Annotated in this window: 10 protein-coding genes; 6 read left to right on the top strand and 4 right to left on the bottom strand. The window is 73.2% G+C overall.

Translation table 11 applies throughout. The features are described 5' to 3' along the window. Both ABZ794_RS28015 and ABZ794_RS28010 read left to right on the top strand, forming a co-directional pair. The coding region (locus tag ABZ794_RS28015) for a PQQ-binding-like beta-propeller repeat protein (protein ID WP_357518364.1) at positions 1-1417 on the top strand (1417 nt) is incomplete at its 5' end. Between the two features lie 37 nt (positions 1418-1454). Then, a complete protein-coding gene (locus ABZ794_RS28010; protein WP_210786033.1) occupies positions 1455-2027 on the top strand; it encodes a nucleosidase in 573 nt (190 codons plus the stop codon). 11 nt (positions 2028-2038) lie between these two features. Here ABZ794_RS28010 and ABZ794_RS28005 read toward each other — a convergent pair whose 3' ends face one another. Then, positions 2039-3223, bottom strand: coding sequence for a low temperature requirement protein A (locus ABZ794_RS28005; protein ID WP_357518362.1), 1185 nt, complete (start codon positions 3221-3223; stop codon positions 2039-2041). A 143-nt stretch (positions 3224-3366) separates the two neighbouring features. Then, positions 3367-4548: a low temperature requirement protein A gene (locus ABZ794_RS28000; protein WP_210786035.1), complete on the bottom strand. Its 1182-nt coding sequence runs from the start codon at positions 4546-4548 to the stop codon at positions 3367-3369. A 172-nt stretch (positions 4549-4720) separates the two neighbouring features. Between ABZ794_RS28000 and ABZ794_RS27995 the strand changes: the two genes are divergently transcribed. The 4 genes from ABZ794_RS27995 (at position 4721) to ABZ794_RS27980 (ending at position 11352) form a co-directional block, all read left to right on the top strand. Further along, positions 4721-5584: a S1 family peptidase gene (locus ABZ794_RS27995; protein WP_357518360.1), complete on the top strand. Its 864-nt coding sequence runs from the start codon at positions 4721-4723 to the stop codon at positions 5582-5584. Positions 5585-5747: 163 nt separating this feature from the next. Further along, on the top strand, positions 5748-6704 hold the full coding sequence (locus ABZ794_RS27990) for a sugar kinase (RefSeq protein ID WP_357518358.1): 957 nt from the start codon (positions 5748-5750) through the stop codon (positions 6702-6704). Positions 6705-6771: 67 nt separating this feature from the next. Next, positions 6772-7380 (top strand): bifunctional 4-hydroxy-2-oxoglutarate aldolase/2-dehydro-3-deoxy-phosphogluconate aldolase, encoded by a 609-nt coding sequence (locus ABZ794_RS27985; protein ID WP_357518356.1) that lies wholly within the window; start codon positions 6772-6774, stop codon positions 7378-7380. Between the two features lie 258 nt (positions 7381-7638). Next, positions 7639-11352: a S8 family serine peptidase gene (locus ABZ794_RS27980; protein WP_357518354.1), complete on the top strand. Its 3714-nt coding sequence runs from the start codon at positions 7639-7641 to the stop codon at positions 11350-11352. 61 nt (positions 11353-11413) lie between these two features. On the opposite strand, the gene ABZ794_RS27975 is transcribed toward ABZ794_RS27980, so the two are convergent. Together ABZ794_RS27975 and ABZ794_RS27970 are read right to left on the bottom strand one after the other, a co-directional pair. Then, positions 11414-13486, bottom strand: coding sequence for a penicillin acylase family protein (locus tag ABZ794_RS27975; RefSeq protein WP_357518352.1), 2073 nt, complete (start codon positions 13484-13486; stop codon positions 11414-11416). Continuing rightward, positions 13483-14307, bottom strand: coding sequence for an ABC transporter ATP-binding protein (locus ABZ794_RS27970; protein ID WP_091398778.1), 825 nt, complete (start codon positions 14305-14307; stop codon positions 13483-13485). The genes ABZ794_RS27975 and ABZ794_RS27970 overlap by 4 nt, the downstream gene beginning before the upstream one ends. Positions 14308-14313: the final 6 nt, after the last annotated feature.

Below are 14313 nucleotides of genomic sequence, written 5' to 3'. Positions count from 1 at the left end.
GGGTCCGCCCCCCGGGCCGGGCCTGGCCGGCGCCACCCCGACCCCACCGGGCGGCGCGACAGGCTGGCGGCGGGCGCGCTGGGTGGTGCTCGGCGCGGTGCTGGCCCTGGCCGGGGTGGCCACCGCGGCGACGCTCTACCTGACCCGGGACCGCTACCCGGATCTGACGTTCGACTCGCTGCGCGAGCTGTCCCGGCCGTCGGCCGGCGCCGAACGGCCGGTCGACATGTGGACGGCGGTGCTCGACGACCGGGCCTACCTGGCGTTCCCGCTGCCCGACGACCGGCTGGAGGTGGTTGCCGTCGACGCGGGCAACGGCCGCGAGTTGTGGCGCGAGCAGACCGACGTGCGGGCCGACGACTGGAAGGCGGTCATCGCCGTCCCCGGTGGGGTCGCGGTCCTCGCCGACGCACCGGGCGACAGCACACCCCGACCGCTGGCGGTCCTCGACGGTCGTACCGGCGAGCAGCGCTGGCAGCGTGTTCTGCGTGGTGACGACGACGTCTACTTCGCCGACGACACGGTGGTGCTGGTGGACCGGGCCGCCGACGAGCTGGTTGGCCTGCGCCTGACCAACGGCTCGGCGAAGTGGACGCAGCCCAACCCCCGCGGCCAGTACGCCGGTGGCCGTACCGTGGTCCGGCCGGTAGGCACCGACGCGGCGGCGGGCGGTCCGGCCTTCCTCGACGGCACGCCCCGCAACCCCTGGGCGAGCAAGGGGCGGCGACTGGTCCAGGTGGGTGCGGACCGGTCGGTGCGGCTGCTCGACATGGCATCCGGCGCGGTGCTGCGCCAGTGGGGCAGCGTCGCCGATCTCGACGACCTGGTGGTCGCCCACGAGGACCGCCTGTACGTGGCCGCCAACGAGGGTGGTTACCAGCTGCTCGCGTACGACCTGGGTTCCGACGCCGAGCCGGTGGTGCTGCACCGTTCCGGCAACGACGAGTACCGCCCGAAGGAGCTGGTGGCCTGCGGTGAGCGGCGGGCCTGCCTGTTGCAGGTGCCGAACAACGACGTCGCGCGCACCGAGGTGGTGGCGGCCACCGAGGGTGAGCGCATGATCAAATGGTCGGCTCCGGGCGTGACCGGCCTGGTCCCGCTGGGTGAGCAGGTGCTCGCCCAGCGGGAGTTGCCGGAGCCGAGCGTCACGGTCTTCGACGCCGCCGGCAAGCCGGTGCTGCGGGACCGGGGCGGGGTGGCGGTCCGCCTGGACGCGGGCAACCTGCTGGTCTTCGCCAAGGCGCCCAGCATGGTCGCGGACAACCGGGTGCTCGCCGGCGTGTGGGCCGAGTCCGGGGAGGTCGACGAGTTGGGTGAGCTGAAGGACGTGCGCAGCTCGTCCTGCTCGTGGAACACCCACGTGATCGCCTGTGGCGCGGACAAGGACTTCGTGGTGTACCGCTTCACCGACGACTGACGTCAGCGGCCCACCGGTCGGCTCGTACGATGCTCCGGTGAATCTTCGAGGTACGGTCCGCGCCGATCGCCCGTTGGTGGTTCTTGCCGTGGGGGAGGAGGCCCGCTACCTGCCGCCCGAGCTGCCGGTCCTGCTCACCGGCATGGGCAAGGTGAACGCCGCCAGCGCGGTGGCCGCGGTGCTGGCCGCCGGGCCGCGCCCGACCCTGCTGCTCAACCTGGGTACGGCGGGCGCGTTGCGCCCTGGCTGGGCCGGCATCCACGAGGTCGCCACGGTGCTCCAGCACGACCTGGACACCGAACTGCTGCGCACGCTCACCGGCGAGACCTACGGGGCGCCGCTGTCGCTGGCCGCCGAGGGCGCGGTGCTCGCGACCGGTGACACCTTCGTCGCCGACGACGCCGAGCGGGACCGGTTGGCGCAGCGCGCCGACCTGGTCGACATGGAGGGGTACGCGGTGGCCTGGGCCGCCGCGCAGGCCGGCGTGCCGTGCCGGCTGGTCAAGCAGGTCAGCGACGAGGCGGGGGAGGGCGCGGCCCGGACCTGGCAGGAGTCGGTGGACGCGTGCGCCCGGGACCTCGCCGAATGGGCCGGTCGACACTTCGCCTGAACAAGCAGGGGTCAGTCGTCCGATTGCCGCATCCGCAGGCCCGGTGTGGTCTCCCGGGCCGCTCCGGGTACCAGGATGTGCGCCGCCAGCGCGAGCGCCACGACCGCGGTGACCAGCAGCGGCGGCCAGCGGCCGGCCCACGGCAGCGTCAGCAGCGGCAGGGGGAGGCAGAGCATTCGCCGCCACGGCACGAGCATGGACACCAGCAGGGTGAACAGGGCGCGGCCGATCACGAACAGCGCCGGGCCGCCCAGGATCAGTAACAGCCACCCCACCGGTGTGGTGCCGGTCGGTCGGGTGACGACCAGGTCGAACGAGGCCGCCGTGGCGACCACCCCGGCCAGCATCACCAGGTGGGTGTACGGAGCCACCCGCGCCGGCCGGCCCGACTTCGGCCCGGCCCCAGCCTCCAGCAGCTCGCCGGCCCGGAACACGTAGACCTGCCAGAGCAGCAGCATGATGGCGAACGCGCAGAGCAGCGCGGCGACCCGGAGCCCGGCCAGCGGGCCCCGGCTGACCTGCAGCGTGGGAACCAGGATGATGTCGCCGAGGGCCAGGATGATGAACTGCTGGTACCGCTCGCCCAGATGCGCGGTGGTCCGCTCGTACTGGTCGAAGGGCACCCGGCCCAGCCATGGCGTGGGGTAGCGGACCGCTGCGGAGACCAGGTCGATCGTGATGGCGATGCTCCAGAGGGCCCAGTTCACAGTGCCGGACACCGCGCCGGTGATCCAGAAGACGCCGGACACCACGAACCAGAAGAAGAACCGGGTGGCTCGGACCATGGCCGCCCGATGTCGCTTCCGGTGCAACGTCGTGACCAGGATGACGCCGCGGATCACGTGCGTGCCGACGTAGGAGATCGCGAAAACCATCGCGTGCCCGTCGGAGACCATCGGCAACGATGCCGCCATCCCGACCGACCCGACCATGGCGACCATCAGGATGACCTGGATGGGGCGCTGCTGCGGGTCGTAGAACTCGGTGGTGGTGGAGGTGACCGACCAGGTCCACCAGATCGCGGTCAGCATCAGCAGGACCATCGGGGCGTCGGACCAGTTGTGGACTTCCGCGAGCAGGGTCGAGGTCAGCGCGAGCGAGGCCACGAAGACCACGTCGAAGAGCAACTCCAGCAGCGTGGCGCGGGTCGAACCGTCCGGCCGGCGTACCAGTGCCGCGGTGCCTCCGGTGGTCATGCCCGGCCTCCCGCCGTGTCTCCGAGGATTATCGGCGGTGCGAGCGCCTCCCGTCCCCCGGATCGGGCGATTCCCGCCGGCCGGGGAAGGGCGGCGGCCGGGGTTGCCACGGCGAGCGCCGGTGGACACTGAACAAGCAGGGGTCAGTCGTCGGGTTGCCGCAGCCGCAGGCCCGGCGTGGTCTCCCGGGCCGCTCCGGGAAACAGGATGTGACCGGCCAACCCGAGCACCACGATCGTGGCCACCAGCACCGGCGGCCAACCGCCGGCCCACGGCAGCACCAGCAGCGGCAGGAGCTGCCAGGCAACTCGCCGCCATGGCACGACCCACGACACCGCCAGGGTGAAGAGGACGCGGCCGACCACGAACAGTGTGGGGCCGGTGATGATCAGGACGAGCCATGGCACCGGCGTCGTTCCGGTCGGCCTGCTGACGACCAGGTCGAAGGTAGCGGCAGTGCCGGCCACGCCGGCCAGCATGACCAGATGGGTGAACGGGGCCAGTCGCGTCGCCCGGCCCCCCTTTGACCCGGCCGCCACCAACAACTCGCCGGCGCGGAAGACATAGATCTGCCAGAGCAGCAGCATGGTGGCAAAGGCGCAGAGCAGGGAGGCGAGCCGGAGGTGATCGAGATGGCCCCGGCTGACCTGCAGCGTCGGCAACAGGATGATGTCGCCGAGGGCCAGGATGATGAACTGTTGGTACCGCTCGCCCAGGTGCTCGGTGGTCCGCCCGTACTGCGCCAGCGGCACCCGGCCCAGCCGGGGTGTGGGGTAGCGGGTCGCCCCGCCGACCAGGTCGATAGTTATGGCGATCGCCCAGAGCCCCCAGTTCGGCGTCTCTGACAGCGCGCCGAGGACCCAGAAGACACCGGACACCGTGAACCAGAAGAGGAACCGGGTGGCCCGCTCCCGGGCCGTCCGATGCCCCTGCCGGTGCAGGGCGGTGACCAGGATGATGCAGCGAATCACGTGCGTGCCGACGTACGAGATCACGAAGAGCAGCAGGTGCCCGATGCTGACCATCGGCAGCGATGCCGCCATCCCGACCGACCCGACCATGGCGATCATCAGGATGGCCTGGATCGGGCGTTGCTGCGGATCGTAGAACTCGGTGGTGGTCGTGGTGACCGACCACGTCCACCAGACGGCGGTCAGCATCAGCAGCAGCTTGGCGCCGCCGGACCAGGAAAGCTCTTCGGACAGCAGTTTCGATGTCAGTGCGAGGGCGGCCACGAAGACCACGTCGAAGAGCAACTCCAGCAGTGTCGCCCGGGTCGACTGGTCCCGCCCGCGTACCAGCGCCGCATTCCCTTTGGTGGTCATGCCTGGCCTCCCGCCGCGTCTCCCGAGGAATTATCGGCGGCCCCGACACAGGCCGTCCCCGGATCGGTGATTCCCGCCGGTCGGGGAAGAGGGCGGCCGGAGGTTGCCACGGCGTCGGGCGCCGGGCGATGCTTTACCGCATCCATCAATCTCGATCTCCTCGGAGGTTCGGATGCGTCGCTCCCCGCTGGTCGCCCTCGTCCTGACCGCCCTGTTGCTCGTCGCGCCCGGCGCGGCGCAGGCCGCCGTCCCCGACCGGGCCGCCGCGCCCGCCGCCGACCCGACGGCCACGCTGACCGGGGTACGCACCGCGGGCACCGCCTGGGGTCTCGACCCCGCCACCGGCCGGATGACCCTCACCGTCGACGACACCGTGGCCCCCGGCGAGCTGGCCGCACTGCGGGCGGTGACCGACCGGGCCGGCGTGCTGCTGCGCCGTGAACCGGGAACGCTGCGTCCCCTGATCGCCGGCGGGCAGGGCATCTACGGCGGCGGTGGTGCGCGCTGCTCGCTCGGCGCGAACGCGCGCAGCGGCAGCACCTACTACGTGATCACCGCCGGGCACTGCACCGCTGCCGCCGCCACCTGGTACGCCGACAGCGCCCAGACCACAGTGCTCGGCACCCGCACCGCCACCAGCTACCCCACCAACGACTACGGGCTGATCCGCTACACCGGCCGGATCGCCCACCCGAGCGCGGTCTACACCTACCCCGGCCTGCTGACCATCAACGGCCCCGGCAACGCGTACATCGGTCAGGCGGTGTGCCGCAGCGGCAGCACCACCGGCGTGCGCTGCGGCACCGTCACCGGTCTCAACCAGACCGTCAACTACGCCACCGGCGTGATCTACGGCCTGATCCGCACCAACATCTGCGCCGAGCCGGGGGACAGCGGCGGACCGCTCTACGTGGCCTCCACCGGCAGGATCCTCGGCATCCTCTCCGGCGGCACCGGCAACTGCACCTCCGGCGGCACCACCTACTACCAGCCGATCGCGGAGGTGCTGGCCGCGTACGGGCTGACGTTGCCCTGAGCGCCGAGGTGTGACGTGCGACGGGTTGCCCGTCCCGCGCGGGACACCTAGGCTCGGCGACGCCCAGCACCCCCGCCCCGAGGACGTGTGCCCGATGCCGACCGCCGCCCGACCTGACCAGCCGAGTGTTCCGGCCGGCCTTCCGTCGATAGAGGTGGCAGCGGTGGGGGAGACGATGGTGGTGCTCTGCCCCGCGCCGGGTGAGCCGCTGGAGCGCGCCGAGCGGGTCGCCGTCTCGGTCGGTGGGGCCGAGTCCAACGTGGCCGGCTACCTGGCCCGCCTGGGACACCTGACGACCTGGGTGAGCCGGGTCGGCGACGACCCCTTCGGCCGGGCCGTCGTCCGGCACGTCGCCGCCGCCGGCGTCCGCGTCGACCAGGTGTGCGTGGACCCGGCCGCCCCCACCGGCCTGTACGTCAAGGACCCGGGCCCGGAGGGGACCGCCGTGCACTACTACCGGGCCGGGTCGGCGGCCGCCCGGATGGACCCCGCCACGCTGGCCGATCCGGCGCTGGCCGGTGCCCGGGTGCTGCACCTGTCCGGAATCACCCCGGCGCTGTCCGCCTCCTGTCGGGCGCTGGTCGAGCACGCGGTGACCGACCGGCCGCTGGCGCAGGCGTTGGTCAGTTTCGACGTCAACCACCGGGCCCGGCTGTGGTCCGCCGACCAGGCCGCGCCGGTGCTGCGCGACCTCGCCAACCGCTGCGACCTCGTCTTCGTCGGGCAGGACGAGGCGGAGACCCTCTGGGGCACCACCGACCCGACGGCCGTACGTGAGCTGTTGCCCGATCCGGAGACGGTGGTGGTCAAGGACGGCGCGGTGGGCGCCACCGCACTGGCCCGCGACGCCGAACCGGTTTTCGTGCCCGCGCCCCGGGTGACGGTGGTGGAGCCGGTCGGCGCCGGAGACGCCTTCGCCGCCGGCTACCTGGCCGGGCTGCTACGCGGCCTCGACCCGATGCGGCGGTTGCGCCTCGGTCACCTCGTCGCGGCGCAGGCGTTGACCAGCAGCGGCGACAACGCCCCCGTCCCGCCGTGGGCCTGGTTCGAGAAACTCATCGACGCCCCCGCCGACGCCTGGTCGCCGCTCGACCTGACCGACCCGGGCGCGACGACCTGAGTCGGGCCGCCGGGTTGCGACCCGACCAGCAGCAACAGTCCCACCGCGACCTCGGATGGAGTGCACCATGACCACACCGGACTTCGACCACATCTTCGGCGGCGCCCGGGTGATGGCGATCCTGCGCGGCCTGCCGGTCGCCGAAACCGTTCGGCTCGCCGAGCGTGCCTGGGATCTCGGCATCGACGTGGTGGAGGTTCCGGTGGCCACCGCCGACGCGGTGCCGGCGCTGCGGGCCGCCGTCGAGGCAGGGGCCGAGCGGGACCGCATCGTCGGCGCCGGCACCGTGCTCGACGTCGAACAGGTCGCCGCGGCGGCCGACGCGGGCGCCCGGTTCACCGTCGCGCCCGGTCTGGACCTCGCGGTCGCCGACGCCGCCGCCGCGCGTGGCCTGCCGCACCTGCCCGGTGTGGCCACCCCCACCGAGGCCCAACAGGCACTGCGGCACGGCCTCACCTGGCTCAAGGCGTTCCCCGCGATCGCCCTCGGCCCGGCCTGGTTCAAGGCCGTCGCCGGCCCGCTGCCGCAGTTGCGCTTCGTCGCCACCGGCGGCCTCGACGCCGGCAACGCAGAAGCGTTCCTGCAAGCGGGCGTACGCGTGGTGGCCGTCGGCTCCGCCCTCTCCGACCCCACGCAACTGGACGCCCTCGCCACCCTGACCCGCCCCACCCCCTAGCCTCCCTCCCTCCCTCACCCGCCCCTGCCCGCCCTCCTCGCCGCCGCCGATCTTGCACTTGCGGTTGTCGATGCGTCCTGATTCGCGGCTTTGGTCGCGACAGAAAGTGCAAGATCGACGCGGGTGGTGGGGCGCGACGTGGGGCAGGCGTGGCGGGGTTGCGCCATGGCGTAAGTGCGTCGGGGTGCGGTACGCGGTTGGTGTGGGCTCTGCGTCGATGCTGTGGTGCGTACCACTTCTCGACACAAAGAGGTCATCGTGGCTCTGTCTCACCGGCGCCGCCGATCCGGGCTGATCGCCCTCGGCGCCGCCCTCACCCTGGCGGCCGGGTTCACCCCACCCGGCGCGGGAGCGGCCGCCGCCCCGCCGAACAACCCCGACCGCCCGGCGGGTCAACCCCCGGCCGCCGCCGGACGCGCGTCCACCGTCACTCTGATCACCGGTGACACGGTCACCGTCACCACCGCGGCGGACGGCAGCACGGTGTCGACAGTGCGCCGGCCGGACGGCAGCACCCCCAGCTTCCACCGCACCGTGCGCGACGGCGACACCTACGTCTACCCGGACGCCGCGCTGTCCTATGTGACCAGCGGCCTGCTGGACCGGCAACTGTTCAACGTCACCGACCTCATCGCCGACGGCTACGACGACGCGCACACCGACGCGCTTCCGCTGATCGTCACGATGACCGACGCGGCGGCCCGCAACCGCACCCGGCCTGCCGTCGACGGCGCGGAACTGGTCCGACCGTTGGACAGCGTGCAGGGCGCGGCGCTGACCCGCCAGCGTGCCACCGCCGACCGGTTCTGGACCGCGCTGACCGCCGGTTCGACCCGGCGTACGGGTGACGCCCCGACCCTGGCCAACGGCATCGCCAAGGTCTGGTTGGACGGTCGGGTGCACGCGGACCTGGCCGAGTCCACCGCGCAGATCGGCGCGCCGAAGCTGTGGGCCGAGGGCAACACCGCCACCGGTGTCGACGTGGCGGTTCTCGACTCGGGTGCGGACGCCGAACACCCGGATCTCGTCGGCCAGATCGCCGAGTCCAGCAGCTTCGTGCCCGAGGAGCCCGATATCCTCGACTACAAGGGCCACGGCACGCACGTCGCCTCGACGATCGCCGGCACCGGCGCCGCGTCCGGTGGCGCCGAGCGGGGCGTCGCCCCGGGTGCCCGCCTGCACATCGGCAAGGTGCTCAACAGCGAGGGCAGCGGACAGAACTCGTGGATCATCGCCGGCATGGAGTGGGCGGCCCGCGAGCAGAAGGCCCGGGTGGTCAGCATGAGCCTGGGCGGTGAGGCCACCGACGGCAGCGACCCGATGAGCCAGGCGGTCGAGCGACTCAGCGCCGAGACCGGCGCCCTCTTCGTGATCGCCGCCGGCAACAGCGGCCCGGCCAGCATCGGCAGCCCGGGTGCCGCCAACTCCGCGCTCACAGTGGGCGCCGTCGACAACACCGACCACCTGGCCGACTTCTCCAGCCAGGGGCCACGCGCCGGCGACGGCGGGCTCAAGCCCGAGATCACCGCCCCCGGCGTGGACATCCTGGCGGCCCGCTCGCACTTCGTGCGCGGCGGCTCCGGCGACTACACGCTGATGAGCGGCACGTCGATGGCCACCCCGCACGTGGCCGGCACGGCCGCGCTGGTCGCCGCCGCGCACCCGGACTGGACCGGTCAGCGGATCAAGGAAGCGCTGGTCAGCACGGTCAAGGCCACGCCCGAGTACACCCCGTACCAGGCAGGTGCCGGCCGGGTCGACGCGGTCGCCGCCGCGCACGCCACCGTCTTCGCCACCCCGAGCGCCTACTCCGGCTTCCAGGCGTGGCCGCAGCAGCCGGGCACGACCGTCGACCGTACGGTCACGTACACCAACGTCGGCAGCGCGTCGATCGACCTGAAGCTGGCCCTCGACGCGGCGACCGCGCCGGCCGGACTGTTCGCGCTCTCCGCCGACCGGGTCACCGTGCCCACCGGCGGCACCGCCACCGTGACGGTGACCGCCGCGTACGACAAGCTGCCGGTGGAGAAGCAGGTCAGCGGCATGATCGTCGCCACCGACGACACCGGTGCGGTGCGTGGGCGCACCCTGATCGGCGCCGGCAAGGAGGGCCAGCGGCAGAACCTGACGCTGGTCGCCAAGGACCGCGACGGCAAGCCGCTCGTCGGCAAGGTCATCCTCACCGCCGACACCCTGTTCACCGCCGTGGACCTGCCCGAGAGCGGCACCGCCACGCTGCGGCTGCCGGTGGGAAGCTGGAACGGTTGGATCTCCACGGACGTGCGCGGCGCGCACGGGCCGCATTCCAAGGGCATGGCGATGCTCAGCTTCACCGACGTGAACCTGGACCGCGACCGCACCGTCACCCTGGACGCGCGCGCCGCCCGACAGGTGCAGGCCCGGTTGCCGCAGGAGGCCACCGCCAGCGCGTTGCGGATGGACATCCACCGGTCCACGAAGAACGGTCTCACCGAGAGTCAGGTGCTGCCCGACGACTCGTACGACAGCATGTGGGCGTTGCCGACGAGCCGTCCGGTGACCGACGGCGAGTTCGAGTTCGGCGCCCGGTGGCGGCTGGAGCAGCCGGCGTTGACCGTTTCGGCGGGCGGTCGCTCGTACGACGATCTGTTGGTGAAGCGGGCGACCCCGGCGCTGCCGGCCGGTCGTCGCCAGCTGGACGCGGTCTACGTCACCGACGCGTCGGCGGCGGGGCTGGCCAAGCGTCCGGTCCGGGACCGGGCCGTTGTGGTGCGCCGCAGTGACAGCGTGGACATCGCCACCCAGGCGCAGGCCGCCGCGGCGGCCGGCGCGAAGCTGCTGCTCGTGGTCAACGACGGCGTCGGTCGGCTCCAGCCGTGGGACGAGGCGGCGTGGAGCCCGGAGAGCCCGGCCCCGGTCACAGTGGCAACCCTCGGCGCCGACGAGGGTGGGCAGCTCATCGCCGCACTGGAGCGGGGCGCGCTGCGGCTCGCCGTCGAGTCGCACCCGGAGACCACCTACCTGTACGACGTGGCGCACCACTGGACCGGCACGGTGCCGGCCGACCCCACCTACCGGCCCACCAAGCGGCAGTTGGCCCGGGTCGACGTGGAGTTCCGCAACTACCGGCAGGGCAAGGCACTGGAGTTCCGCACCGACGTCTGGCGCGGCTGGGCGTCGAGCAACCAGGAGCCGGCCCCGGCGCAGGGCCGACGCACCGACTGGGTGAGCGCCGACCAGCGGTGGATCGACGACGCGTTCATCGCCGGCGAGACCGGTCAGCACCTGATGGCGGTGACCACGTACCCGGCCGGCAAGCCGAGCGCCGTCACCTGGTTCGGGCCGATCCAGCGCCCCCGGATGGGCGGCAGCTACGTGCCGGTCCGGTACCTGGACACCGTCTACCTGCCCGCGCCCGGGTGGGGCGACGGAGGCGGGCACATCGGTGAGGCGTACGCGAACTACGACATGGTCAACCGGACCACCCTCTACCAGGGCGACAAGGAGCTGAACTGGGGTAACGCCGAGTACCTCCAGGTCTCCGGGCTGGCGGGGCAGCGGCTGCCGTACCGGCTGGTGGTGGAGAACGACCGGGCCGCGTGGACCAACCCGTACTCCCGGCAGACCCGCACCGAGTGGGGCTTCCACTCGGCGGTCACCGGGGAGGAGTCGGCCGAGGTGCTGCCGATGATCCAGCTGGACTACCAGGTGGCCATCGACTCCGCCGGCAGGGCGTCGCGGCGGGCACCGCTGACCGTTGTCGCCTCCCACCTGCCCGACGTCACCGGCACGATCGGCGCGGTGAGCGTCGAGGTGTCCTACGACGACGGGGCGACCTGGCAGAAGCAGCGGCTGACCCGGCACGGCGACGGCTGGCGTACCTCGCTGGCCGCACCGGCGAAGGCCGGCTTCGTGAGCCTGCGCACCACGGCGCGGGACAGCGCCGGCAACACCGTGAGCCAGCGCATCAGCCGGGCGTTCGGCCTGCGCTGACAGCACTGCGGCCGGCCGCCGTCCGGGGGTGCGCGAACACCCCGAGCGGCGGCCGGTGCCGTCAGTGGAGTTCCTCGGCGAGCAGGTCCCACTCCGTGACGACCGGCAGCAGGTCCCCGGCCAGCCAGGCGGCGCTCTGGTCGTCGCGGTGCGGGTCGCCGGGCACCCCGCAGGCGCCCAGGGGGACCACCCAGCGGCTGTCCGAGCGGCGGGCCAGGTCCCAGACGAAGCGCGCCGCCGGCCCCCGGAAGCACCAGTGGGTGACCCCGGGAACGCTGGAGGTGGCCAACACGCAGTCGTGGTCACCGTCGAGCCGGGGGCCGGGCCCGGTGTCCGGGCCGGGCAGGGCCCGCCACGGCGCCAGCCGGTGCAGGTCCCCCCAGGGCACCTGCCCGGCCGCCGCGTCGGCGACCTCCTCGGCCGCCTCGCGTACCAGCGCGGTGATGTCCACACCGGGCAGCGGGGTCGCGCCGAGCAGGTGCTCCAGCGCGTGACCGACGCGCGGCGTCAGCGCCAGCCAGGGCGCGAACACCTCGGGGTACGCGGGCGGCTCGGCCAGCGCCGCCAACGCCGGGTGGGCGGCCATCCGGCGTACGACAGCCGCCCGCAGGATGGCGTAGGTCGCCGCGTCAGTGCTGTCGGCGGCCATCCGGCGATCCCAGCGCAGCAGTCGTTCACGCAGCGCGGCGGCGGCCGGACCGAGCCCCGTCGACTCGGCGAGGACCGTCAGCAGCGGCCCGGCCGCGCCCAGGTACGTGTCGGTGTGCACCGAGGCCATCTCGTCGGCCGTCCAGGCCGAACGGGCGTCGAGCAGCTCGGCGATGCGATGCGCCCGGTGCGGTGGGGCGAACTCCACCCCGAGTGGCGCCGCCAGCCCGCGCTCGTTGGCCATCACCGACCGACCGATCACCTCGGCGCGGGGCATCGGCGCGTGCCAGCCCTGCCAGGCGTACTCGGCGTCCCATCCGGGGACCACCCGCCGGCCGTTCTCCGGGTGCCGTACCGGCACCGCCCCGGCGACCCGGTGCAACAGCCCTCCGGCGGTGTCCGCCGCCTGCACCACGTTGACCGGCTCCACCCAGTGCCGCAGCGCGTGGTCCACATCGGCCACGGTGCGGGCGCGCAGCAGCTCCGGCAGCGTCGCGAAACCGAGGTCACCCCGGACCCGGGGCGGGTAGCGCAGGCTGACGGCGGTCTCGTCGTCCGGCCCGCCGGCGATCACCGGACCACGATCGGTCTCCACCACCTCGACCTCGACCGGGTCGGCCCCGGCCACCTCGATCGTCTCGACGTGGCGGTGCGCCGGTCGCCAGCCGTCCGGGCCGAGCGCCTGCACCCGGGGGCCGTCGCGGCGCAGCCGCTCCGCGTACACGTCCTGGTAGTCGGCCATCGCGTTGGTGATCGCCCAGGCCACCGGACCGGTGTGCCCGAAGTGCGCGATGCCCGGCACACCCGGCACCGCCAACCCGAGCACGTCGTACTCCGGGCAGGCCAGCCGGATCTGCTGGTAGACGCCGGGATCCTCGATGAACCGGTGCGGATCACCGGCGAGCAGCGCGGCCCCGGTGCCGGTGCGCTCGGCGGCGAGCAGCCACCCGTTGCTGCCGGCCACGGCCGGCCCGTCGGTGGCGAACAGGTCGACCGCGTCCGGCCCGAGCCGCTGCGCCACGTGCTCGCGCCAGAGCTTGCCGGGGAACCCGGCGAACAGGATGTGGTGGCCCAGCCAGATTGCGAGCGGCGTCCACGGCTCCCACCGACCCGGTCGCAGCCCGGTGGCGGCGAACTCCGGTGACCGGGCCGCCCCGGCGGCGAGAGCGGCGTTGACGCCGTCCACGTAGGCGCCCACCCACTCGGCGGTAGCCTCGTCCAGTGCCGCGTGGCAGCGGCGTGCGGTGTCGTCGAGCCGGACCTGCCGGACGAACCGGTCCCAGTCGAGCGCGTCGGGGCCGAGGAACGCCGCGCTGGTGCCTTGGGCGCGGTGCCGTTCCACCTCGATCTGCCAGGCCCGGTCGTACGCGGTCACCCGGCCCTGCGCCGCCGCCAGCGCGATCGGGTCGTCGGCCCGCAGGTGCGGAACCCCCCACGGGTCGCGGAAACGCCGCTCGCCGTTGGCTCGCTCGCTCTGCTCGCTCACGCCGGCTCCGGGGCCAGTGTGGTGGCGCGGCGTCGGGCCGCGGGGACGACCAGCGGGGTGCCGGTCTCCGGGTCGTCGATCACCCGGCAGGGCAGCCCGAACACCTCCGCCACCAGGTCGGCGGTGACCACCGACGCCGGCTCCCCGGCGGCCACCACTCGGCCGTCGCGCATGGCGATCAGGTGGGTGGCGTAGCGGGCCGCGTGGTTCAGGTCGTGCAGCACCGCGACAAGGGTGCGGCCCTGCTCCTCGTGCAGCCGGGCGCAGAGGTCCAGGATCTCGATCTGGTGGGCGATGTCGAGGTACGTGGTCGGCTCGTCGAGCAGCAGCAGGGGCGTCTGCTGGGCCAGCGCCATGGCGATCCAGACCCGCTGCCGCTGCCCGCCGGACAGTTCGTCCACCGCCCGGTCGGCGAGGTCGTCGACCCCGGTCGCGGCCATCGACTCCTCGACCACCCGCTCGTCCTCGCGGGACCACTGCCGCAGCAGCCCCTGGTGGGGGTAGCGACCCCGGGCGACCAGCTCGGCGACGCTGATGCCGTCCGGTGCGATCGACGACTGCGGCAGCAGGCCGAGCGTACGGGCCACCTTACGGGCCGGCAGATCGTGAATGTCCCGTCCGTCCAGCAGTACCGCACCGGCGCTGGGGCGCAGCATCCGGGACAGGGCGCGCAGCAGCGTCGACTTGCCGCACGCGTTCGGGCCGATGATCACCGTGAAGGACCTGTCGGGCACCGCCACTGTCAGGTTCTCGGCAATGGTGCGCTGGTCGTAGGCGAGGGTCAGCGCGGTGCCACCGAGTCGGGAATCGCCGGGTCGCATGGGTGC

The sequence above is a fragment of the Micromonospora sp. NPDC047187 genome (assembly GCF_040643355.1).
In the GTDB taxonomy this organism is placed as follows: Bacteria; Actinomycetota; Actinomycetes; order Mycobacteriales; family Micromonosporaceae; genus Micromonospora; species Micromonospora salmantinae.
This window is presented reverse-complemented; position numbering and strand designations above follow the sequence as displayed.

What these genes read in the sequence shown, in the direction of transcription:
- ABZ794_RS28005 (WP_357518362.1), bottom strand. Translation starts at nt 3,223, where the DNA reads ATGACCACCGGAGGCACCGCGGCACTGGTACGCCGGCCGGACGGTTCG.
- ABZ794_RS28000 (WP_210786035.1), bottom strand. Translation starts at nt 4,548, where the DNA reads ATGACCACCAAAGGGAATGCGGCGCTGGTACGCGGGCGGGACCAGTCG.
- ABZ794_RS27995 (WP_357518360.1), top strand. Translation starts at nt 4,721, where the DNA reads ATGCGTCGCTCCCCGCTGGTCGCCCTCGTCCTGACCGCCCTGTTGCTC.
- ABZ794_RS27985 (WP_357518356.1), top strand. Translation starts at nt 6,772, where the DNA reads ATGACCACACCGGACTTCGACCACATCTTCGGCGGCGCCCGGGTGATG.
- ABZ794_RS27970 (WP_091398778.1), bottom strand. Translation starts at nt 14,307, where the DNA reads ATGCGACCCGGCGATTCCCGACTCGGTGGCACCGCGCTGACCCTCGCC.